Source organism: Planktotalea sp., assembly GCF_018607965.1.
Taxonomy (GTDB): domain Bacteria; phylum Pseudomonadota; class Alphaproteobacteria; order Rhodobacterales; family Rhodobacteraceae; genus Planktotalea.
Map to the genome: position 1 here is coordinate 1 of NZ_JABBAM010000061.1, position 20,738 is coordinate 20,738.

Consider the following 20,738-nt stretch of genomic DNA (forward strand, 5'->3'; position numbering starts at 1 on the left):
GTTATGAGTCCTGACCCTAGGTTTTCGAATGTCAGCAGATCGGCCACGGTTTATTCCCTCGAATTGGTCAATTTTTCAGCATTCTATAGCGGAGAGTGCTGAAAGTAGAAAAGGGGGAATTCCAGACCCTTAACGACGGGGACCAGAGGGCTTGCCGTTTGGACGCCCTGTTGGCTTGCGGTCCATGGGCTTGCCAAAACCTTTGCCCGAAGGTTTTCCAGAGGGTTTACCCGTTGGTTTTGCACTAGTTTTTCCTCTTGGCTTACCCGCAGGGCGCGCGCGCGCCATTGGATCACTGGTCGCAAACTCGTCTTTGCCGCGCATCGGACCTTTGTTCAGCGGTGGCCGCTTACCACGGGTTACGCTGGTCTTGCCACGCACGGGACGCGCAGGTTTTGCGGGTGCGCCGGGGGCCTCAAGATCATCGTCGGTCATGCCAAGCTGGTCGCGCAGCACCTTACGGCGCAGTTCCTCAACACCGCTGACTTTAAGGTTGTTCAACTGGAATGGTCCATAGCTGACACGGATCAAACGGTTCACGTTCAGATCAATCGCTTCCATGGCGCGGCGAATTTCACGGTTCTTGCCTTCGCGAATACCAATCGTCAGCCACGCATTTGCGCCCTGCTGGCGGTCAATACTAACCAGCATCGGTTGGAAAATCTCACCCTGCAGGTTCAAACCCTTGCGCAGTGGTTCAAATGTTTCCTCGGTCGGGCGGCCATTAATGCGCACGCGGTATTTGCGCAGCCAACCTGTGGAGGGCAGTTCCAGCTTGCGCTTCATCCCGCCATCGTTGGTCAAAAGGATCAGACCCTCAGAGTTAAGGTCAAGCCGTCCAACGCTCATTACGCGCGGCATGTCTTCGGGCAGATCGTCGTAGATCGTTTTGCGGCCTTTTTCATCACTGTCCGTCGTAACGAGGCCCGCAGGTTTGTGATACATCCACAGGCGCGGAGGCTCTGGCGGGGTCATCGGTTTGCCGTCCACAGTGATGCGCGCACGTGTTTCCACATTCAGCGCAGGGCTATCGATAATCTTGCCATCAACCGCAATGCGGCCAGCTTCAATCATACGTTCGGCTTCGCGACGCGAGGCAACGCCAGCGCGCGCCAAGACTTTTGCGATACGTTCGCCTTTGGGTGTTTCGGTATCCATGGGCTTGCTTTATGCTAAGATAGCGCGCAGCGAAAGGCAGATAGGCCAGTATAGATGCAATTCATTTCATTCATGGACGAAGCTTTAGCAGAGGCGCGCTTGGCTGCGGATGCTGGTGAAGTCCCTGTGGGCGCGGTTGTTGTGCAGGGCGGCGTTATCATCGGGCGCGGTCGCAACGCGACGCGGACAGGGTGTGATCCCTCTGCGCATGCCGAAATCGTAGCAATTCGGCAGGCTTGCGCGGTATTGGGACAAGAGCGTTTGGTGGGGTGCGATCTATATGTGACGCTGGAACCCTGTGCGATGTGTGCTGGTGCAATTGCCAATGCGCGTATCGCGCGGCTGTATTTCGGGGCAAGTGATCCGAAATCTGGTGGGGTCACTGTAGGTGCACGCGTGTTTGATCGGGCGCAAAGCCATCATGCGCCAGAAATTTACGATGGAATCAGTGCGGATGCGACGACGGCATTGCTGCGGGAATTTTTTGCGCCGAAACGCGGTTAGAACGCGTTAAACTGTCGCTTTTGCATCTTGCTCGCTTTGCCATTTACAGGCAGCGTAGCACGCATGAAAACACCTTTGATTGATAACCTGCAATACGCCAACTGGTCTGAAACTATCTTCCGCCAAATGCGGGCAGGCGGCGTGGACGCGGTTCACGTGACCATCGCCTATCACGAGAGCTTCCGTGAAATGGTGCTGAACCTTGAGGCGTTCAATCGCTGGTTCGAACGGTTTCCTGAGCTGATCTTCAAAGGCACATGCGCCGCCGATGTTCGTTTTGCCCAAGAAACGGGACGCACCGCGATCTTTTTCGGGTTTCAAAACCCAAGCCCGATTGAGGATGACATTGGCTTGGTCGAAATCTGCCACCAGCTTGGCATACGTTTCATGCAGTTGACCTATAACAACCAATCTCTGCTCGCGACGGGATGTTATGAGGACGACGACACGGGCCTGACCCGTATGGGCAAGCAAGTTGTTGCGGAAATGAACCGCGTCGGCATGGTGGTTGATATGTCCCATTCCGCGGATCGCTCGACCTTAGAAGCGATTGAGCATTCCAGTCGCCCGATAGCGATAACCCACGCGAATCCCGATTGGTGGCATCCTGCGTTGCGCAATAAGTCGGACGAGGTGTTGAAGGCTTTGACGGGTAGGGGCGGCATGCTGGGTTTCTCGGTCTATCCGCATCACTTGAAAGATGGATCCGACTGCACCTTGCAAAGCTTTTGCGAAATGGTGGCAGAGGCGGCGTCGCGTTACGGGGCCGAGCACCTTGGGATCGGAACGGACCTGTGCCAAGATCAACCCGATAGCATCGTTGAGTGGATGCGCGTGGGGCGCTGGAGCAAAGTGATAGATTACGGGGAGGGCAGCGCAAGCGACGCGGGTTTCCCCCCCATGCCAAGCTGGTTCAACGACAACCGTGATTTCGGGATTGTCTCGCAGGGTCTTTTGGACGTAGGCTTTAGCATAGACGAGATGGAGGGGATCATGGGCGGCAATTGGCTGAATTTCTATGATGCCTCCTTTGGTCCCGCAAAATGAGCGCGCCAGAACTTGAAATGACCCCGCAAATTGCGTTGCGCCCACCCAGCACAGTCATGCGCTTGCGACGTTTGGGGGCAATGTTCCCGACACGCGTTTCGTTTTTGCGTACCTTGATGCGTGATCTGGCGGCTGAGAACGTGCAGGTCACGCGCCCTTTTTGGAATATGGACGCGGATGGTTTTGGCCATGCGGTTTATACCGTCCGCCTTGGTGGGTACGATTATTCCTTGGTCGCGATCTCAACCGATCTGCCACCCGAAATGCGCACGGATCGTGTGATCGCGACGGCGTGGGACAGCGCGTATGTGCTCTACGATGGGATTCCCGGCACAAATGAGATCGCGCGCATTGTGGCGAGCGCACCTCACCAAGAAGCCTCGCGCTATACATTGCGTGATCTGGTTCTAAGTCGCGCCAACAAATCGGTGCGCTTGTTCCAGCATGTCACGGACGCGCTGAAACGCGGCGAACAACCAGACGAACACATGGTGCGCGACGTGGGGTATCTGATGCGCACGACGGCGGTCTATGGCAACGGTAAATTTGGCATCGCGGATCGTGCACATATTGCGGATCGCCCGTGTCTTGGCGGGCCATTCGCCATTGAAATGCTGACGGTATGGTTGATCCGTGGGTTCACCCATGATCTGGCCGAACATGTGGGCGGCGCGCCACTTGATCCCAAACTGAAGCGTCATTTGGGAATTGGAAATTCTACAGGGCTGGGCATGGCACCGTTCTTGGTCAGCCATCCGCGTTTGCTGGATAGTTGGATGCAGGTGCGCGAAACGGCCTTAGCGCGGGTTGCGGCACTGACTGTTTTGAACGGCGATCAGCAGATGCAAATTCTGGCTCTGGCACAACGTGCGGCGCAGCATTTGAAGGAATGGTCTGTGCCAGATGAGATTGCACAGGACCGTATCACCCAATTGCGCGCGGATTGGCCCGCGGTGCAGGCGTTGCTTGAGGAAACACTCGAACAACCGGATCCGATTGCCAAGATCCTAAACGCCTCGGAAAGATGGTTTGAAGATACCCAAGAACTGCTGGTTGCGCTTTTGCTGGAACCTTTCGGGGAATTGATCGACGGGCTAACCGATTGCATGGCCAACCCGTATGAAGCGCAGATTGCTCCTGCGATGACTGTTTCAGACCTAACTGCGTTGATCGCGCGTGATTGGGATTGGGCCTGCGACATTGATTTCGAGAGCAAGTGCGAGACTGCGCAATTTTGGTATGTGTCCGAGGCCAAGCAAGAGCCGCGCCTTGGGCTGCGCCATGAAGAAGACGGCGCAGAGCTGGAAAGCCCACTGGATATCGCGCGCCAAGTTGCGCGGTTGTCAGATGCGTTAGAGGGCGAGACAGGCATCGTTGCTGAACTTTTGCTCAAACGTCCTGATCTGCGATTTGCGACGCGACGCGTGCAATCCCTTGCCATCGCGCCCTACGGCGAAATCTGCGACAACATGATTGGCGAAGACTGCCTGCCGATTGATATGCTGCGCTGTAAGCTTTCGTTCTTTGGGGCCGCCAAGTTTGATCCCAAGTCGGATCGCTGGACGCGGATTACCATGTGCCAAGGCGCGCCCTTGTTCGGGGAACTTGGGAACGCTGACGACTGGTGGTTGCCGTGTTTCGGGGAGTGACGCATGCGCTCTGCCAATGAAATTGCAGGCATGGTTCTGAAAGCAGCACGCGGAGCAGGGATGCCACTTGGCTGCGCAGAGGAATTGTCACGTGCCGCACCCAATTTGGCTGCGCGGGATGCATTGGCGATTGTTCCAAAGTTGCTAGCACTTGATTTCGCGGCACCAGCCTACGTGGAAAACGCTATATCAGGGGGGCATCCCGTTCATGCAATTATCGCTTGGCGCGACTTTTGTGCTTCGGGTTTGGAGGTTCGCCTTGAGACAGCGGTGCCCCCAGATCTGCTGGGCGCAATGCAGACCGCAACACCGCAGGCTGGGCCTTTCGACATTGCTCCCGATATCTGGGATAAATTGCAAAGCTTTGCAGAGCGCACGTTCGTTCCTGAAACCGATGCCTCGCGTCTAGCAGGCGCAGGTGCTGGCCTAACGGATAACGACTAAATCAGGGGTTTGTCCGCGACGTAGTCTGCGAACACATCCGTCGGGTAGGTCACATGTGCAAGGTACAATCCCTCTGGCGGGCTAACTGTGCCACACGCGGTTCTATCGCGTGCCTCAAGCGCTGTTTTCACATCATCTGGCGTCCACATGCCGGATCCAACGCATTCAAGCGTACCGACAAAGCTGCGCACTTGGTTATGTAGGAACGACCGCGACCGCACGGTAAAGCGTATTTCTGGACCAGAGGGGCCATCGATTTGGCGCACTGTCAGTTCATCTAATGTCTTGATCGGACTTACAGCTTGGCATTTGGTCGACCGGAACGTCGTGAAATCATGCATGCCCAGCAAATGCTGCGCGCCTTCTTGCATCGCCCCCAAATCAAGCTGACGGGGAACTTGCCAGACCAAACCTGCATCATGGGTGGCAGGGGAACGGCGCATCAACATGCGAAATTCGTAGCGGCGTTCTTGGGCACTGAAGCGCGCGTGCCAATCATCGTCGACCAATGCACAGCTCACGATCGAAATTGGATCAGGCTTCAGGTGGTAGTTGATCGCCCCCACAAGACGGAAAGGTTCCCATTCGCGCGACATCTCGCAATGCGCGACTTGTCCGCATGCGTGCACGCCTGCGTCCGTGCGCCCCGCCGCTGCAATCGTTTGTGGGCGACCTTGTTCCAGCATCGCGAGCGCGTCTTCGATCCGTCCCTGCACAGAGACATGTTCTTTTTGACGTTGCCAGCCCACGAAAGGGCCACCGTTGTATTCAACTTTGAGTGCGTATCTAGGCATGGCGCTGCTTTAGCGATCTAGGGGGCGGGGAACAATCCTTTTCCCCTCTGGTAACACGGGGCGGGCATGCCTATCCTTTTAAGGAGCGAATGTATCGGGGCAGTATCAGTGGTCATATCAACTATCGCAGATGGAATAGTGCGCACCATCGAGGGCGCGCGCGATACTGTGAACGAAACACTATTTGAACCTGTGATCCGCTTGGGGGTCACAGGATTGGCGCGCTCTGGCAAGACAGTGTTCATTACGTCTTTGGTGGCGAACCTGCTGGATCGGGGTCGTATGCCCCAGCTTTTTGCCGCTGCAGAGGGTCGTATTTCGGCGGCGTATCTAAAACCCCAACCTGATGATACAGTTCCGCGCTTTGAGTATGAGGCGCATTTGGGGACACTGACAGCGCGCGAACCCCATTGGCCCGACAGCACACGTGCAATTTCGGAATTGCGTGTGTCGTTGAAGGTGCAACCGAACGGCTTGTTAGTTGGTTTGCAAGGTCCGCGCACGGTACATCTCGATATCGTCGATTATCCGGGGGAATGGCTACTTGATCTGGCGTTGCTCGACAAAAGCTATGACGAATGGACGGCCGACGTTCTGGAACGCATAGAAACGCGTTCTGAAGCGGAGAGTTATCGCGCGTTATTGGACGCGACGGATGCAACAGCCAAGCTAGATGAGCCAGAAGCGCAAGGTCTAGCCGCCAGCTTTACCGAATATCTGCAAAGTGCACGCGACAACGGGTATTACGATTGCACACCGGGTCGCTTTCTTTTGCCGGGGGATCTAGCAGGCAGCCCTGCGATCACCTTCGCGCCGATCCGTGATGCTGCAAACGCGCCGCGCCGCTCACTCGGGCATGAAATGGCGCGCCGCTACGAGGCGTATAAATCCCACGTCGTTAAACCATTCTTTCGGGACCACTTTTCGCGCATAGACCGACAGGTTGTTTTGGTGGATGCGCTGGGCGCAATTCACAACGGGCCACGCGCTGTTGAAGACTTGCGCGGCGCAATGACAGATATTCTGAGTGCGTTTAGACCTGGAACCAATGCATTCCTATCGCGGCTTTTGCTTGGAAAACGTGTGGAGCGTATCCTGTTTGCGGCCAGCAAGGCGGATCATTTGCATCATTCACAGCACCCTGAATTGACGGCAATCATGGAGGCCCTGACACGGGACGCCCGCGACAAGGCCAGTTTTGCGGGGGCGCAAACGGCGTCTATGGCATTGGCTGCCCTACGGGCGACCACGGAAGAGACGCTTGATCATAACGGGGCCAAGCTAGACTGCGTGCGTGGCACGTTGCTCGATACTGGTAAACAAGCGGCGTTTTATCCTGGGCAATTGCCCAAAGACCCATCGCATTTGCTGGGGCCTGCAAGGGAGCGGGCGCAAGCTTGGCTGGATCAGGATTATCAAATCATGCGATTTTCGCCCGCGCCTTTGACGTTGAAGCCCGGATACGGCCCGCCGCACATCCGCCTCGACAAGGCTACGCAGTTCTTGGTTGGTGATAAGTTATGAATATGATCCCGCGACCTGCGCGTTCGACCGATGCGGGGACACTAGGCGCGATGCTGTCAGAAGTGGTTGCGGCCAACGCGTGGAAACCGCAGCTGCATTCGAAGGCACAAGACATTGCGCATATGGGCGAATTGGTTGATCGCGGTTGGGTGACGGTTTGCGAAGTGGATCGTGACATCAGCGGTTTCTTGGCCTGTGACGGTGCGGTGGTTCAATCGCTATATGAGCAAGGCAGCGCGCAGAACGCAGGGATCGGCGCAGGGTTGCTTAGTCATGCCAAAGCCACCCATCAAGCAATAGAACTCTGGACATTCCAAGCCAATACAGGCGCGCAGCGGTTCTATGTAAAGCACGGTTTCAAAGAGGTTGAACGCACGGATGGGGCGGGCAACGCTGAGGGTTTGCCCGACATCCGTTTTGTTTGGTCCGCTGATGATAAGGAGAGAGCGCATGGTTAAAGGCCCCGTTCTTATTGATCTAGAAGATGCGCCTATACTCGAAGAGGGTCCCGAGGCGGCACAGCCTGTTCCCGATCTCGACGCGCCTGCACCCACAGGGCAAGCTATGCAGACGGTGGCAACTTTGGCTGCGCGTCGTCCGTCCAGATTGACCAAATGGTTCTGGGGGTTGCTGCTGTCGCTCATGGGGTTCGCCATTTCGCTGGCAGCTTGGGATTTCACAATGGGATTAATCGCCCGTGTGCCTATACTGGGGTACGCGCTCACGGGATTGATGGTGGCCTTTATTTTGGTTCTGCTGGTTATGGCTTTGCGTGAACTTGCGGCATTCTCGCGGCTTAAGCGGATGGACGTGTTGCACCGCGCAGGCGAGGCCGCGCGCGCCAGTGGTGATCTTGCAGAGGCCAAGATCGTCGTCGATCAGATCACGCGGCTTTATAAAGGGCGCGAAGATACCCGCTGGGGGCGCGACGCTTTGGCCGACAAAAGTGCGGATATCTTGGACGGTGATGGGCTGCTCGATCTGGCGGAGCGCGATGTTCTTGGTCCGCTCGACACCGCCGCAACCCGCGAGATTGAGGCCGCAGCGCGTCAGGTGGCGATGGTGACGGCGCTTGTTCCTTTGGCTTTGGCGGATGTCGCGACGGCGCTCACGTCTAATCTGCGTATGATCCGCCGGATTGCTGAAATTTACGGTGGGCGTTCTGGTGCGCTGGGCAATTGGCGTTTGACGCGGGCCGTCATGACGCATTTGGTCGCAACAGGTGCGGTGGCGATTGGCGATGATTTTCTGTCTTCTATCGCGGGGGGCGGGGTGCTTGGCAAAGTCTCGCGCCGCTTTGGCGAGGGCGTTGTAAACGGTGCCTTGACCGCGCGGGTTGGCGTGGCTGCGATGGAGGTTTGTCGCCCTTTGCCGTTTAATGCGCTAAAGCGACCCTCAGTAACGGGCTTGGTCAGCCGTGCGTTGACGGGGCTGTTTGGTAAATAAGGGTGGTCGGTATGGAAGTTGCGCTGGGTTTGATTGCAGTTTTTATAGCAATTGCGGTGCTGTCGACGCCGTTTGGAGTTGTGCATCTCATGCGCAAAACCAGCGCTTTGACGCAACGAATTGAGCTTCTTGAGAGCTCTTTAAACGACCCTGTGAAGGCTGAAACAGTCAGCGCTGAACCTCTTTGGGAACCGTCACAGTCGCAAATTGAACCAGACCCGATCGCTGCGAAAACGGCCCAAGACGCCGTGCGCACCGCCGCCAAGGTTGCTTCAAATCCAGAGGCAATGCCAAAGTCTTTTTTATTCAGAGGTGATGTCTTTGTCAGTGCATTTGAGTGGCTCAAAGAAAACTGGTTCCTTGGCATAGCTGCAATTTCGCTCGCTCTTGCTGGGATTTTCACGGTTCAATACGGTGTCGAGCAAGGGCTGCTAACGCTTTTCGCCCGTATCATGGGGGCGCTGGGCCTTGGCGCGGTGTTCATCTGCGTCGGTGAATTTGCGCGCCGCCGTTTCGGGGATGACGCAGGCACGACGCGCGGGTTACCTTCGACCTTCTCGGGCGCGGGGATCGTTACGCTGTTTGCAGCCGTTCTATCAGCGCGCCATCTGTATGATATGCTGCCCTCTGATCTGACCCTGATTGCATTGATCGGCGTTGCGGCGTTGTCGATTGTTTTGGGTTGGTTCTATGGGCCGTTCTTGGCTGCTGTTGGTGTCGCGGGGGCGCTCAGCGCGCCATTTATTGTGGGCGGATCTAGCGACGCGCCCCATCTGTTCTTCTACTATTTCGCGCTGATTGTTGTGATGGCGCTTGCAATTTATACGGTGCGGCGCTGGGCGTGGGTGTCTGTTCTTGCAATAATTGGCGGCTTCCTTGCGACGTGGATGCTGTTGATCAGCGGCGCGGGTGAAGCCCATGCGTTGGTCTTTGGTGTCATCGTTACATTCGCCGCAACAGCAATTCCGCAACGTCGCATTTGACCTGATCAAAGTGGGGCAATGCTTTGTGATGCGGTGATGAAATCCGTGGGCAAGGGTGGTTTCGGATGGCCAGATTTCCCAGCGCGTCTTGCGGGTGGGACGTTTATTGCGGCGATGTTGCTGGGTGTGGTGGTTTCGTTGCAGACATCTGTAGCGCTTGAAAATTGGTTGGGTGTATTCAACATTGTTGCGCTTGGCCTGCTTGCCTTGATCTGGATACACCGTGCGCCTGCCTTGCAAGATCTGATCGCGTTGGCCCCCAATCGCAATTTTAGCACTTCTCGTCTTGCTGCCGCTAGATAACGCACCAATATTTGAGGACTTCACGGGCACCGCTTAGGCTGATCGTGTTGAGGACATGACCGTACCGCGCGCAGCCAGCGTGTTTACGTGTATCTTTTTTTCCTTTGCGGCGCTCGGGTTTTGGCGTGCATCTTTAGGTGTGCGTGGATCGCTGATCTGGATAGGGGCAAGCGCGTTCGCTTTGCCTTTGGTGCTAGGTGCATTGGAAATTTTCTGGACGCCAACAAACTTCATCGGAGCCTACCTTTGGGCAGGTCATGCAATCGCTGCTGCTATCCTAATGACAGCCCTTGCAGAACGCGCGGCCAAACGCTGGGTGGGGGACATGCGTCCCGCCGCGCTTTATGCCATGTCTGCATTGTCGCTGATTGCCTTTGCGCTTATAATTAATCCTCAGCACAGCTGCCTTAAGCGTCGCAATCGCGGTCATGATTGTTATCGCGGCCCTTGTTGACCGCCGCTTTGATATGGCGTGGCTTGGTCTATTTATCCAACTTGCGGTGGCCGTTCTCGCATGGCGCTTCCTCTTTGATCCGGGCATCCCGTGGGCGTCATTGTGGAATACGCCGTTGTGGGACGTCTTGTTGGGTTACGCGGCCCCGATCGCACTGATGGGCTTGGCGTGGCTGATATTGCGGCGGCTCAAACGGATCGGTGCGCAACTGTCGCTGGAAAGTGCGATCTGGTCTTTTGGTGCAGTGTTCATTTTGATCTTGCTTGAACGCGCCTTGCGCAATGATATCGACAGTTTCTGGGGGCTTTCGCTGTCGGGATCGGTCTTGCTAACCTCGATGGGCGCGCAGCTTTATCGCTGGCGCAAGGGGCGTCGCCTGGCGTGGGTGCGCTTTGGTTTGGGATCCTTGTTAGGGGGTTTTGCGACGATCACATTGTTCGTTGGATTGGTTGCAATGTCCCTCGTGACACGAGCGGGTGCGCGCGAAATCAAGGGGCCGCTCCTGTTGGATACCATCGCTGTTGGCTACCTTATCCCCGCCGCGATCTTGGCTGTACTTGCGTGGAAATTGGAGCATCTTAGCCGGTATGTGCGCACCGCTTTTGCTGGCATTGCGACGATTATGGCGGTGGCTTATGTTGCCTTCGAAATCCGACGCTTTTGGCAAGGCGCTGAAATTGCAGGCCGCTCTGTCAGCCAAGGCGAGCTTTACAGCTACACGATCGCGATGCTGCTGGCCTCTGTGGCGCTGTTGTTCATTGCCTTTGCACGCCGCTCTCATGTGTTATGTAAACTGGCAATGGCGGGGATTGCGGTGACAATCGCGAAAGTCTTCCTCATTGATATGAGCGGACTTACGGGCTTGATCCGCGCCGCGTCCTTCCTCAGTCTTGGCCTCGTGCTCTCGGCGCTTGCATGGCTTAGTTGCGCAATGACGGCGCGCTGGGAAAGGGGCGGTGTCAAGGAAGATGAACCATCACTGGACGCCACCTAGCACCGTGCCTATAAGCAGCCCTAACATGGCCCTGATATTCGCGACACTTATACGAATTACAGGCCCGGCGCTCTGAGACAGAGCCGCCGGGACCAAGCGTATGGGTTTACCCTCGCTGCCCTTCTTTCCTTGATATATTCCGTTCCAAAGGATGCCCGATATGTGTGCTGACACGACTGAAAATACTGCAGAAACTGTTGATTACAAAGACACTTTGAACCTGCCCAAAACCGATTTCCCCATGCGCGCGGGATTGCCCAAGCGCGAGCCTGAATGGCTGGAGCGTTGGGAAAAGATGGGTGTGTATGATCGCCTTCGCGCCAAAGAGGGCCGAACACCGTTTACGCTGCACGACGGTCCTCCCTATGCGAACGGACATTTACACATCGGTCACGCGCTGAACAAAACCATCAAAGATATGATCGTGCGTTCGCATCAAATGATGGGCTTTGATGCGCGTTACGTGCCCGGTTGGGATTGCCACGGTCTGCCGATTGAGTGGAAGATCGAAGAGCAATACCGCAAAAAGGGCAAGAACAAGGACGACGTGAATATCGTTGATTTCCGCCAAGAGTGTCGCAAGTTTGCCGCGGGCTGGGTCGATATCCAGCGCGAGGAATTCAAGCGTTTGGGCATCACAGGTAACTGGCCTGATCCGTACCTGACGATGGATTTCCACGCTGAGGCGGTGATCGCGGCAGAGTTCCAGAAGTTCTTGATGAACGGTACGTTGTATCAAGGGTCTAAGCCTGTGATGTGGTCGCCTGTGGAGCAGACCGCGCTGGCAGAGGCTGAGGTCGAGTACCACGACAAGGACAGCTTTACGATCTGGGTGAAGTTCCAAGTGAGGGGCACTGGCGATGCCACGCTGGACGCTGCGAAAGTGGTGATCTGGACGACGACGCCTTGGACGATCCCGTCCAACAAGGCCGTCGTTTACGGGGCTGAGATTTCCTATGGTTTATATGAGGTCACTTCGACGCCAGAAGAATGCTGGCTGCGCGCTGGTGATACGTATCTGCTGGCGGACAATCTTGCTGCAGATGTATTCAGCCGTGCGCGTTTGGAAGAGGGCATGTTCACGCGCAAAGCCGATGTGACGAGCGCGCAGCTTGAGACAATCTCTTTGAAGCATCCACTTTTTGAGGCCGAAGGCGGCAATGGCGAATGGGACGACATTCGTGATTTTCGCGCGGCTGACTTTGTGACCGACACTGAAGGCACAGGCTTTGTTCATTGCGCGCCAAGCCATGGTATGGAGGAATTCGAGCTCTACCGTGACCTTGGGATGCTGGAACAGGTCATCACCTACAACATCATGGACGACGGCCGTTTCCGCAACGATCTGCCGTTCTTTGGTGGCAAGGCAATTCTCAAGCCGAACGGCAAAGAGGGCGACGCGAACGCGGCCGTGATCGACAAACTGGTCGAAGTTGGCGGCCTTCTGGCGCGCGGCAAGATCAAGCACAGCTACCCGCACTCATGGCGCTCCAAAGCGCCGATCATCTATCGCAACACGCCGCAATGGTTCGCGGCTGTGGATCGCGCAGTTGGTGATGGTCAGGACACGCACGGCACAACGATCCGCGAACGTGCGCTGACCTCGATTGATGAATTGGTAAAGTGGACGCCGCAAACGGGCCGTAATCGCCTGTATTCCATGATCGAAGCGCGCCCTGATTGGGTGCTCTCGCGCCAACGCGCTTGGGGCGTTCCGCTGACTGTGTTCACGCGCAAGGGTAAGCTGCCGACGGATCCTGACTTCTTGCTGCGCAATGATGAGGTGAACACACGCGTTACTGAAGCGTTCGAAGTTGAGGGCGCGGATGCATGGTACAAGGACGGCGCGAAGGCACGGTTCTTAGACGGTATCATGAACCCTGAGGACTACGATCAAGTGTTTGACGTTTTGGACGTTTGGTTCGATTCTGGATCCACGCACTCTTTCGTACTTCGGGATCGTCCTGACGGCACCGAAGACGGCATCGCGGACGTCTATATGGAAGGCACGGACCAGCATCGAGGTTGGTTCCATTCCTCGCTTTTGCAGGCTTGCGGCACGCTTGGTCGCGCGCCGTATCGCAATGTTGTGACGCATGGTTTTACGCTGGACGAGAAGGGCATTAAGATGTCCAAATCGCTGGGCAACACCATCGTGCCTGAGACGGTTGTCAAACAATACGGCGCGGATATTCTGCGCCTTTGGGTGGCGCAGGTGGATTACACGTCCGATCAACGTATCGGCCCTGAAATCCTAAAAGGTGTGGCAGATAGCTATCGCCGCTTGCGCAACACAATGCGCTTTATGCTTGGTTCTTTGAATGATTTCAGCGAGAGCGACCGCATGGAACCCGCGGATATGCCAGAGCTGGAGCGCTGGGTGCTGCATCGACTGTCCGAGCTGGATGAGACTGTGCAAGAGGGCTATAAGTCCTTTGACTTCCAAGGAGTTTTCTCTGCAGTCTTCAATTTTGCGACGGTTGAATTGTCGGCCTTCTATTTCGACGTGCGCAAGGACGCGCTGTATTGTGATGGCGATACGGAACGCCGCCGTGCAGCGCGCACGGTGCTGGATATCTTGTTCACACGCCTGACCACATGGCTTGCTCCCGTGCTCGTGTTTACGATGGAGGAAGTCTGGCTAGAGCGTTTTGGCGGCGAAGATAGTTCTGTGCACCTGACCGACTTCGTTGAAACACCAACAGCATGGCGCGACGCTGCATTGGCAGCCAAATGGGCGTCCATTCGTTCTGCGCGTCGTGTCGTGACAGCGGCCTTGGAAATCCAGCGGACAGAGAAAGTCATTGGTGCCTCTTTGGAAGCGGCCCCAACGGTTTATATTGCGGACGCGGACTTGCGCGCAGCACTTGAAAGCGTGCCGTTTGATGACATTTCGATCACCTCCAAAATCACTGTGTCGGGGGATGCGGCCCCTGAGGGCGCATTTTGCTTACCGGATATCGATGGCGTCGCGGTTTCGTTCGAAAAAGCCGATGGCGAGAAATGTCAGCGGTGCTGGAAGATCTTGCCCGATGTTGGCACGCATTCCCACGCGGGTGTTTGTGGACGTTGTGACAAAGCGTTGGATGCATAATCTGTAATGAAAATTAGATGAGCACATTCGTATTCTTAGCTGTTCTCGGGGCGGCGCTGCTGCATGCCAGTTGGAATGCGCTCATCAAAAGCGGTGGAAGCAAATTCACCTCCATGCTGATCATGACTGTGCTTCAGGGCGCATTTGGCGGCATCGTCGCGCTTTTCAGCGCATTTCCTGAGGCTGATGTTTGGCTCTGGTTGCTGTTTTCTGCGATGTTTCACTCTGGCTACAAGCTGTTCTTGGCCTACGCCTACGAGCAGGGTGACTTAAGCTGTGTTTACCCGATTGCGCGCGGCGCGGCACCGATGATTGTTTTGGCGCTGAGCGGGTTCTTATTATCTGATGCCATGGCGACCTTGGAAGTGGTGGGGATCTTGGTCCTCGGGCTTGGTATATTGCTGATGGCGCGCGGGGCGTTTGCGAATGGCGAGTCGCGTCGTTTAGTTCCCTTCGCGCTTGGCTCTGCTTTGATGACGGCGGGATACTCAATTGTTGACGGTTTGGGAGCGAGGGTTGCGGGGGACGCAGCACAATATGTAGCTTGGATGTTCTTCTTAGATGCATTGATATTTGCGCCAGTTTGCATGGCTTTGAGGGGACGCAGTGTGTTGGTTTCCAATCGCAAAGATTGGGCAATCGGGGCAGGTGTGGGCGCATTGTCTTACGCGGCCTATGCAATCGTGGTGTGGGCCATGACCGTCGCACCCATCGCGTTGGTCACGGCGTTGCGCGAGACGTCGATCTTGTTTGCGGTTCTGATTGGATGGTTGATCATGGGCGACAAGATGGATCGCGGCAAAGCGATTGCGACGGCGTTGATCGTGACTGGTGTCGCGCTTACGCGGATTTAGCGGGGATTATTTGCTGCGCGATGCCGGCAAAGGTCAGATAGACAGAGGTTAAAACCAAGCCCCAGTGTGCCCAGCTTTGCGGGTGGAAATCTACCCAAGCAGCCCATCCAGCGAAGAAGGTCCAGGCGAGTGCAATGGGGAGCGAGAGGTTGCGCCAGCGTTCTGTGCGTACGGGATGGATGAATTTCAGGGGCAAAAACATCGCGAGCGCAAGCGCTGTGACGAGGGTAAGTGTAATCCAGTATGCCGGTTGGACCGCGAAGATCACAATGATCAGCATGTTCCAGCAGCCTGGGAAGCCGGAAAAAGAATTGTCCTTCGTTTTCATGCGGTTGTCAGCGAAATACATTGCGGACGCGAAGGTGATCACGATGATCGCGACCCATCCCGGCCAACCGGGAAGCAGGCCAGACGTGAATAACGCAAAGGCTGGAATGAACACGTATGTGAGATAGTCGATAATTAGATCGAGCAGCACACCATCAAATTGTGGGGCATATTGTTTGACATCATATCTGCGCGCCAGCGGGCCATCTATTCCATCAACAGCAAAGGCGACGACAAGCCACAAAAACATCATGTCCCAACGGGCATCGACGGCGGCGAGCATGGCAAGCATTGCGAAAACAGCACCAGTGGCGGTGAGGAGATGGACGGAGAGGGCGCGATTTTGTGGTGTCATGCGGGCGTCATGGCCTATTTTCAAGTGGGGCGCAAATTTCTTTGTGCGAAATTTGCCTCCGGCGGGGATATTTTTAGAGAGAGGATGCGTTGGCCTTTAGGCTTTTGGGTGCGTGCGGTCGTAGACCTCCATCAGGCGGGCGGTGTCCACGGCGGTGTAGGCTTGGGTTGTTGAAAGGGACGCGTGGCCTAGCAATTCTTGGATCGAACGCAGATCGCCGCCTGCGCTGAGCAGGTGGGTCGCAAAGCTGTGGCGCATGGCGTGGGGCGTGGCTGTTGCGGGCAGGCCGAGTTGCATGCGGGCCTTTGCCATGACGTCTTGGATTGCGCGTGCATTGAGTGCGCCGCCACGGATGCCTCTAAAAAGGGGTGCGGTTGGTTCTAGTGGGTGTGGGCATATTTTGAGGTAGCCCTGCACGGCTTCACGTGCAGCCGGCAGGACGGGAACGACGCGTTCTTTGCCGCCTTTTCCAACGATGCGCAGGGTTTCAGGCAGTGGAACGTCTGCGCCGATCAGCCCAAGGGCTTCGGAGATACGCAGGCCACATCCGTAGAGCAGGGTGATCACTGCGCTATCGCGCGCGGCGACCCATGCATGGGGTGTTTGGTATTCAACCGTTTCAATCATCGACTTAGCGGCATCCACGGCCAGAGGGCGTGGGAGTTTCTTTTGGAACTTGGGTGCGCGGATTGTTAGGACAGCTGTGGGCTCAAAACCCTCGCGTTCGGCGAGCCAGCGATAGAAACTTTTCACCGACGAGAGTTTACGCGCCAAGGAGCGCGCGCCTACATCGGTAGAGCGCGTTGCGGCCATCCACGCGCGCATGTCGCGGGTTGTGATGCGGCCGAGCGCGCCAAGCCCTTGGGATTCACCTGAATACTGCGTCATGAACGCGATGAAGTCTGCCGTGTCGTTGCTGTAGGCTTTGATCGTGTTTTCGGACGCGCCGTTGAGCGATTTCTGCGTGTCCAGCCAATGCTCAAGCGCGTCGCGGGCTTGGGGGGGAATCAGGCTCAAGAAAGTAGCTTCATGAAAGCCAAAGACGCATGGCGCGTTCAAATACACCGCCGAAGAAAGCGAGCAGGTCCGTGCCTTGCTGGGGCGTGAATTGATGCGGATCTTCCGCGCCCATCACCAACATGCCGGGCAAGCGACCTGGGCCGAAATCAAGGGTAAGGCAGGCCTCTGAGCGGACCCAACCCGCGGCTTCCGCATAGATTGCCTCATGTCCTTCAGACATTTGGCGCAGGGTTACATTGCGCGAGGGACGATCTGGATGGCCGCCGAGGTATGTGGAAATGAAGCCCGGTTCTGCAACGCAAAGCACGTCGGAAAGTTTGCTGACAGCGGGTTCGTCATCGGCCTGAACGGATTCAAGCACGAGGCGGATGCAATCAACGCGTAGAATTTCTGCGACTTCGCCACCGAGGTCTTTTAGGAAGGCTTCGAAATCGACGGGGTCCAGCATACGCAAAATGGCACGGTGGACTTGATTAGTACTTGCGAGGTTTTCGTAAGCGGCCGCAATCACAGAGCGATGCGTATCCTCTAAACGGTCAAGGCGCGCCTCTAGGCGCTCCATTGCGATGCCGCGTAGATCGACGATATTACCGCCCATTGCACGTTCATTTGCTTCTATCAAAGCCTTCATCAGGTCTTTGTCTTCGAGGATCACGTCAGGGCGTGTGATGATCCGCTCCCGCAGATCATCTGTCATTTTTGCGGTGGTGTTCATGCTGCTCTCGTACTTTTTTCTTTTGCCTATAGCACAAGAGCAGAGAAATCAGAGGATTTTCTGACCCGTCTTTGCCCAATCGGCCATGAACTGTGCCAGACCTGCATCGGTCAGCGGGTGATCGGCCAGCTTTTTGATAACTGCGGGCGGCGCTGTGATCACGTCTGCACCGATCAATGCGGAGTCCAGAACGTGGTTCACGGTGCGGATAGACGCGACCAGAATTTCTGTGTCGTAGCAGTAGTTGTCATAGATTGTGCGGATATCTTGGATCAAATCCATGCCGTCGATGTTGATGTCATCCAAGCGACCCACGAAAGGCGAGATGAATGTAGCGCCGGCTTTTGCGGCGAGCAAGGCTTGGTTCGCAGAGAAGCAAAGCGTGACGTTAACCATCGTACCTTCAGCAGAGAGCGTCTTACAGGTTTGCAGGCCAGCCCATGTAAGCGGCACTTTTACAGTGATGTTTTCTGCGATATTTGCCAACTTGCGGCCTTCTGCGATCATCTCTGCGGCCTCTGTTGCGACAACTTCGGCGGAGACTGGACCGTCTACCAATGCGGCGATCTCTTTGGTGACCTCAAGTATGTCGCGGCCAGATTTCATGATCAACGAGGGGTTGGTTGTGACGCCGTCCACCATGCCAAGATCATTAAGTTCAGCGATTTGATCGATTTCAGCAGTGTCTACGAAGAATTTCATGGATGCAGTCCTTTGATGGGTTGGCGTCTGTTACTGGAGGCTTTACCTCATATACGTATGACCGAAAAGCCCCCTATTGATAGCGCTAACAGCGATACGCCGGATTTCTTCCATGAAGGGGATTTGGTTGGCGTTTGGACGACGCAGCCTTTGGGGCGGCGTCTGGATTACAAAGCGCCTGAGGGCGGATGTTGGCTGGGTGCGTTTGTCGAAGTGCCGCTGGGACCGCGCAAAGTGATGGGCGTGGTTTGGGGCGCGGGCAAGGGCGATTGGGATTATGCCAAGACGCGCAAAGTGATCCGCGCGCTGGATGTGCCGCCGATGTGTAGCGAATTGCGTGAGTTTCTGGAAAAAGCAGGTGCGTATACGCTGACTGATATGGAGAGCATGTTGCGCCTTGGTGTGCGTGCGCCGGGCCTTGGTGATCCACCTTCGATGCGCAAAGTCTATCGCAAGGGTGATGTTGAACCGGACCGGATGACTGAACCGCGTGGTCGGGTTCTGGATGCGCTACAAGAATACGGTGATCTATCGTTTACGCTAAAAGAATTGAGTGAAGCAGCGGGTGTAACATCGTCGGTTGTGAAGGGCTTGGTCAAGCTGGGCTCTGTGCGCGAGGAAGACACGCCGCGCGATTTGCCCTATCCGCGTTTAGATCCGGAATTGCCCAGCAAGACCTTGGCGGCGGATCAGGCGGACGCGGCAGACGTGTTAAAGGCAGGGATCAAGTCGGGTGCCTATGGGACGACCTTGCTGCGTGGTGTGACGGGTTCGGGCAAGACCGAAGTTTATCTAGAGGCGGTGGCGGAGTGTTTACGCCAGGGGCGCCAAGCGCTGGTCCTTTTGCCTGAGATTGCTCTGACGGCAGAGTTTTTGACGCGGGTGCAGGCGCGCTTTGGTGCGAAACCTGCGGAGTGGCATTCAGGCGTGACCATGACAGAACGCCGTCGCGCGTGGAAAATGGTGGGTCAAGGCGGTGCGCAATTGGTGGTTGGCGCGCGTTCTGCGCTGTTTCTGCCATTTCGCGATTTGGGATTGGTTGTGGTCGATGAAGAGCATGACACATCCTACAAACAAGAAGACGGCGTGCTATACAATGCGCGCGATATGACGGTGCTGCGCGCGTCGATTTGTTCGGCGCAGGTGATTTTGGCCAGCGCGACGCCGTCATTGGAGAGTTGGGCCAATGCGGAAGCGGGAAAATACACGCGGATCGATCTGACGTCGCGCTTTGGCGATGCTGTCATGCCTAACATGCGCGCGATTGATATGCGGGACGTGAAACTGGCAGGCAATCGTTGGATTTCACCGCAGATGAAGGCCGAGGTCGAGGCGCGTGTTGCTTTGGGTGAGCAGTCTTTGTTGTTTATTAACCGTCGTGGATACGCGCCTGTCACGATTTGTCGGGCCTGCGGACACCAGATTGGTTGTGATCACTGTGACGCGCGGATGGTAGAGCACCGCTTTCAGAAGCGGTTAGTGTGTCACCAGTGCGGTGAAACAAAAGCAATGCCAGAGATTTGTCCATCCTGCGAGGCAGAGGATCGATTGGCGGCCGTTGGGCCGGGTGTTGAGCGTTTGGCCGAAGAAGCGGCCGAGTTATTTCCCGATGCGCGCATTTCGACCCTGAGTTCGGATATGTATGGATCAGCCCGTGCGTTGAAGGCCGAGATTGTTGGTATTGCCGAAGGAGCGGCAGATATTATCATCGGGACGCAATTGGTGGCCAAAGGGCATAACTTTCCTTTGCTAACGCTGGTCGGTGTGATCGATGCGGATTTGGGTCTGCAAGGGTCTGACCTTCGCGCCGCTGAGCGCACGTTCCAATTGATGCGCCAAGTGGCGGGACGAGCAGGGCGATCTGTGAAAAAAGGCACCGCGTTGATGCAGACGTATCAACCAGAGCACCCTGTCATTCGTGCAATTCTAGCGGGCGATGAGAATAGTTTTTGGACAGCCGAGGCCGCAGAGCGCCGCGCGGCAACCGTACCGCCCTATGGTCGGATGGCGGGCATCATCCTGTCATCGCCTGACGTGCAAGAGGTTTTTGAGCTCGGTGCAGCGCTTGCCCGACTTGATGGGCCTTTGCGCCAAATTGGAGCGCAAGTTTTTGGACCCGCGCCTGCGCCCATTGCGCGTGTGCGGGGGCGTCACCGAGTACGTTTGTTGGTGAAGGCAGATAAGAACGTGCCTTTGCAACGTGCGTTGACGGCTTGGATCAAGCAAGTACGCGTGCCAGGGCAGGTGCGTTTAAGCGTCGATATCGACCCTCAAAGCTTTTATTAGTAACAGAAAATTACTGCAAATTTAAAAATACAGCCCCGATTCTGCAAATTTGCATCAAAAATGGACTTAGTGATGAGGCTCTCTT

General features: G+C 56.0%; 20 protein-coding genes. 14 read left to right on the forward strand and 6 right to left on the reverse strand.

Features of this window, described 5'->3' with window-relative positions; all coding sequences use genetic code 11:
• Window positions 1-129: 129 nt before the first annotated feature.
• Window positions 130-1,158: a pseudouridine synthase gene (locus tag QZ279_RS05640; protein ID WP_293449099.1), complete on the reverse strand. Its 1,029-nt coding sequence runs from the start codon at window positions 1,156-1,158 to the stop codon at window positions 130-132.
• Window positions 1,159-1,212: 54 nt separating this feature from the next.
• On the opposite strand from QZ279_RS05640, the gene QZ279_RS05645 reads away from it, so the two are divergent.
• From QZ279_RS05645 to QZ279_RS05660, 4 genes are all read left to right on the forward strand, one after another.
• Window positions 1,213-1,662: a nucleoside deaminase gene (locus tag QZ279_RS05645; protein WP_293449101.1), complete on the forward strand. Its 450-nt coding sequence runs from the start codon at window positions 1,213-1,215 to the stop codon at window positions 1,660-1,662.
• A 63-nt stretch (window positions 1,663-1,725) separates the two neighbouring features.
• A complete protein-coding gene (locus QZ279_RS05650) occupies window positions 1,726-2,709 on the forward strand; it encodes a membrane dipeptidase (protein ID WP_293449102.1) in 984 nt (327 codons plus the stop codon).
• Window positions 2,706-4,358, forward strand: a complete 1,653-nt coding sequence (locus QZ279_RS05655) for a hypothetical protein (protein WP_293449103.1) — start codon at window positions 2,706-2,708, stop codon at window positions 4,356-4,358. Before QZ279_RS05650 ends, QZ279_RS05655 begins: the two co-directional genes overlap by 4 nt.
• A 3-nt stretch (window positions 4,359-4,361) precedes the next feature.
• Window positions 4,362-4,802 carry a DUF3726 domain-containing protein gene (locus tag QZ279_RS05660; RefSeq protein ID WP_293449105.1) on the forward strand — a complete coding sequence of 147 codons (441 nt, stop codon included), beginning with the start codon at window positions 4,362-4,364 and terminating at the stop codon, window positions 4,800-4,802.
• Here the strand turns inward: QZ279_RS05660 and truA are convergent.
• Window positions 4,799-5,596, reverse strand: coding sequence for a tRNA pseudouridine(38-40) synthase TruA (truA, locus tag QZ279_RS05665; RefSeq protein WP_293449107.1), 798 nt, complete (start codon window positions 5,594-5,596; stop codon window positions 4,799-4,801). The genes QZ279_RS05660 and truA overlap by 4 nt on opposite strands.
• A 108-nt stretch (window positions 5,597-5,704) precedes the next feature.
• Between truA and QZ279_RS05670 the strand changes: the two genes are divergently transcribed.
• The 9 genes from QZ279_RS05670 (at window position 5,705) to QZ279_RS05710 (ending at window position 15,248) form a co-directional block, all read left to right on the forward strand.
• A complete protein-coding gene (locus QZ279_RS05670) occupies window positions 5,705-7,120 on the forward strand; it encodes a YcjX family protein (RefSeq protein ID WP_293449109.1) in 1,416 nt (471 codons plus the stop codon).
• Window positions 7,117-7,578, forward strand: coding sequence for a GNAT family N-acetyltransferase (locus tag QZ279_RS05675; RefSeq protein ID WP_293449111.1), 462 nt, complete (start codon window positions 7,117-7,119; stop codon window positions 7,576-7,578). The genes QZ279_RS05670 and QZ279_RS05675 overlap by 4 nt, the downstream gene beginning before the upstream one ends.
• Window positions 7,571-8,566 carry a TIGR01620 family protein gene (locus tag QZ279_RS05680; protein WP_293449112.1) on the forward strand — a complete coding sequence of 332 codons (996 nt, stop codon included), beginning with the start codon at window positions 7,571-7,573 and terminating at the stop codon, window positions 8,564-8,566. Before QZ279_RS05675 ends, QZ279_RS05680 begins: the two co-directional genes overlap by 8 nt.
• 11 nt (window positions 8,567-8,577) lie before the next feature.
• Window positions 8,578-9,549 carry a DUF2339 domain-containing protein gene (locus QZ279_RS05685; RefSeq protein WP_293449114.1) on the forward strand — a complete coding sequence of 324 codons (972 nt, stop codon included), beginning with the start codon at window positions 8,578-8,580 and terminating at the stop codon, window positions 9,547-9,549.
• 18 nt (window positions 9,550-9,567) lie between these two features.
• A complete protein-coding gene (locus QZ279_RS05690; RefSeq protein WP_293449116.1) occupies window positions 9,568-9,852 on the forward strand; it encodes a hypothetical protein in 285 nt (94 codons plus the stop codon).
• Window positions 9,853-9,907: 55 nt separating this feature from the next.
• Window positions 9,908-10,306: a hypothetical protein gene (locus tag QZ279_RS05695; protein WP_293449119.1), complete on the forward strand. Its 399-nt coding sequence runs from the start codon at window positions 9,908-9,910 to the stop codon at window positions 10,304-10,306.
• The gene (locus tag QZ279_RS05700) at window positions 10,281-11,300 is read left to right on the forward strand and encodes a DUF2339 domain-containing protein (protein WP_293449122.1); all 1,020 of its coding nucleotides are present in this window, start codon (window positions 10,281-10,283) and stop codon (window positions 11,298-11,300) included. Before QZ279_RS05695 ends, QZ279_RS05700 begins: the two co-directional genes overlap by 26 nt.
• Window positions 11,301-11,460: 160 nt before the next feature.
• On the forward strand, window positions 11,461-14,394 hold the full coding sequence (gene ileS, locus QZ279_RS05705; RefSeq protein ID WP_293449125.1) for an isoleucine--tRNA ligase: 2,934 nt from the start codon (window positions 11,461-11,463) through the stop codon (window positions 14,392-14,394).
• Window positions 14,395-14,411: 17 nt separating this feature from the next.
• Complete coding sequence (locus QZ279_RS05710) at window positions 14,412-15,248, forward strand: DMT family transporter (RefSeq protein WP_293449128.1); 837 nt, start codon at window positions 14,412-14,414, stop codon at window positions 15,246-15,248.
• On the opposite strand, the gene QZ279_RS05715 is transcribed toward QZ279_RS05710, so the two are convergent.
• From QZ279_RS05715 to fsa, 4 genes are all read right to left on the reverse strand, one after another.
• Window positions 15,235-15,930 (reverse strand): CDP-alcohol phosphatidyltransferase family protein, encoded by a 696-nt coding sequence (locus tag QZ279_RS05715; protein WP_293449131.1) that lies wholly within the window; start codon window positions 15,928-15,930, stop codon window positions 15,235-15,237. The two genes, QZ279_RS05710 and QZ279_RS05715, sit on opposite strands and share 14 nt — an antisense overlap.
• A gap of 96 nt (window positions 15,931-16,026) precedes the next feature.
• Window positions 16,027-16,947 (reverse strand): tyrosine recombinase XerC, encoded by a 921-nt coding sequence (locus QZ279_RS05720; protein WP_293449134.1) that lies wholly within the window; start codon window positions 16,945-16,947, stop codon window positions 16,027-16,029.
• Between the two features lie 10 nt (window positions 16,948-16,957).
• Window positions 16,958-17,665: a DUF484 family protein gene (locus QZ279_RS05725; RefSeq protein ID WP_293449137.1), complete on the reverse strand. Its 708-nt coding sequence runs from the start codon at window positions 17,663-17,665 to the stop codon at window positions 16,958-16,960.
• A 48-nt stretch (window positions 17,666-17,713) separates the two neighbouring features.
• Window positions 17,714-18,367 carry a fructose-6-phosphate aldolase gene (gene fsa, locus QZ279_RS05730; RefSeq protein WP_293449140.1) on the reverse strand — a complete coding sequence of 218 codons (654 nt, stop codon included), beginning with the start codon at window positions 18,365-18,367 and terminating at the stop codon, window positions 17,714-17,716.
• Between the two features lie 57 nt (window positions 18,368-18,424).
• On the opposite strand from fsa, the gene QZ279_RS05735 reads away from it, so the two are divergent.
• Window positions 18,425-20,653 carry a primosomal protein N' gene (locus tag QZ279_RS05735; RefSeq protein ID WP_293449144.1) on the forward strand — a complete coding sequence of 743 codons (2,229 nt, stop codon included), beginning with the start codon at window positions 18,425-18,427 and terminating at the stop codon, window positions 20,651-20,653.
• The last annotated feature ends 85 nt before the right edge of the window (window positions 20,654-20,738 follow it).